We start from the raw sequence: 1,302 nt of genomic DNA on the forward strand, positions 1-1,302 counted from the left end.
ATGATATGATCCCCTTATAGTAGACAGTAAAAAGAAAGCACATTAATCTGTTTACTATGGAGGGGATTTTTCTATGGGCAAAATTAGAGTAACTTATGATATAGAATTTAAGAAAAAAGCAGTAGATTTATACTTGAAAGAAGGAATGGGATACAAAACGGTTGCTAAAGAATTAGGAATTGATCACTCGGTAGTAAGACGTTGGGTGAAACACTTTGAAGCTGAAGGTATCAAAGGGCTAGAAGAAAAACGTGGTAAAACGACAGGTCCAGGTATAGGTAGACCAAAAACCAATCCAGAAGATCCAGAAGCTAAAATGAAACGATTAGAAGCGGAGAATGAAATGTTAAAAAAGCTCTTAGGGATGTAAAAGGAGGAGTGGAATCTGTACCAAAAACGAAGAAGTTTGAAGCCATCAAAGGGCTATCAGAAAAAGGTTATGCAGTTACCATTCTATGTGATATCGCTGGAGTAACTAGAGGTGGGTACTACAAATCGATAAAGCGACAGTTGACGCCTTCTGAAAAACAATTGGAGGATACCGAAATAAAAAAGAAGATATTGGAGTGTCATAAAAAACTTAAAGGGATTTATGGATACAGGAGAGTACAAGTTTGGCTGAAAGCCACTTATAACCTTCATTTTAATCACAAACGTATACAAAGGTTGATGGGTGAACTAGGTATCAAAGCCATTATTAGGAGAAAACGACCTTATTACGGGAAGAAAGAGGCTTACGTGATTTCAGATAACCATCTGAACAGGGATTTTCAAGCTTCCAAACCAAACGAAAAATGGGTAACAGATATTACCTATTTGATTTTCAATGGACAGAGATTGTACTTATCCGCTATTAAAGACCTATACAACAATGAAATTGTTGCCTATGAAATTAGCCGTAGAAATGACCTGAAACTAGTACTAGACACACTTAAAAAGGCAAGAAAAAAACGAAACGTGAAAGGGATTCTCCTGCATAGTGATCAGGGGTTCCAGTACACATCTCGTCAATATAATCAACTACTCAAAAAATATCAGATGAAGGCTAGTATGTCCAGAAAGGGAAACTGTTGGGACAATGCTTGTATAGAAAGCTTCTTCAGTCACTTTAAGTCAGAGTGTTTTCACTTATACTCTTTCCGCACAGCTGATGAGGTTAAGTTTGCTGTGCGCAAATATATACACTTTTATAATCACCAAAGGTTCCAAAAGAAACTAAATAACCTGAGTCCATATAAATATAGAACTCAGGTTGCTTAGTTGTGTTTTTTGAATACTGTCTACTTGACAGGGGTCACTTCA

Annotated in this window: 2 protein-coding genes; both read left to right on the forward strand. The window is 36.6% G+C overall.

Going from position 1 to position 1,302, the window contains the following annotated elements; translation table 11 throughout:
• The first annotated feature begins 73 nt into the window (after window positions 1–73).
• Entirely contained in the window at window positions 74–370 is a 297-nt protein-coding gene (locus CER22_RS31000) for a transposase (protein WP_088610504.1), read from the forward strand.
• Between the two features lie 8 nt (window positions 371–378).
• Window positions 379–1,260: an IS3 family transposase gene (locus CER22_RS31005; RefSeq protein ID WP_142293623.1), complete on the forward strand. Its 882-nt coding sequence runs from the start codon at window positions 379–381 to the stop codon at window positions 1,258–1,260.
• Window positions 1,261–1,302 lie beyond the last annotated feature (42 nt).

Source organism: Bacillus sp. K2I17 (assembly GCF_002209985.1).
GTDB classification, from domain to species: domain Bacteria; phylum Bacillota; class Bacilli; order Bacillales; family Bacillaceae_G; genus Bacillus_A; species Bacillus_A wiedmannii.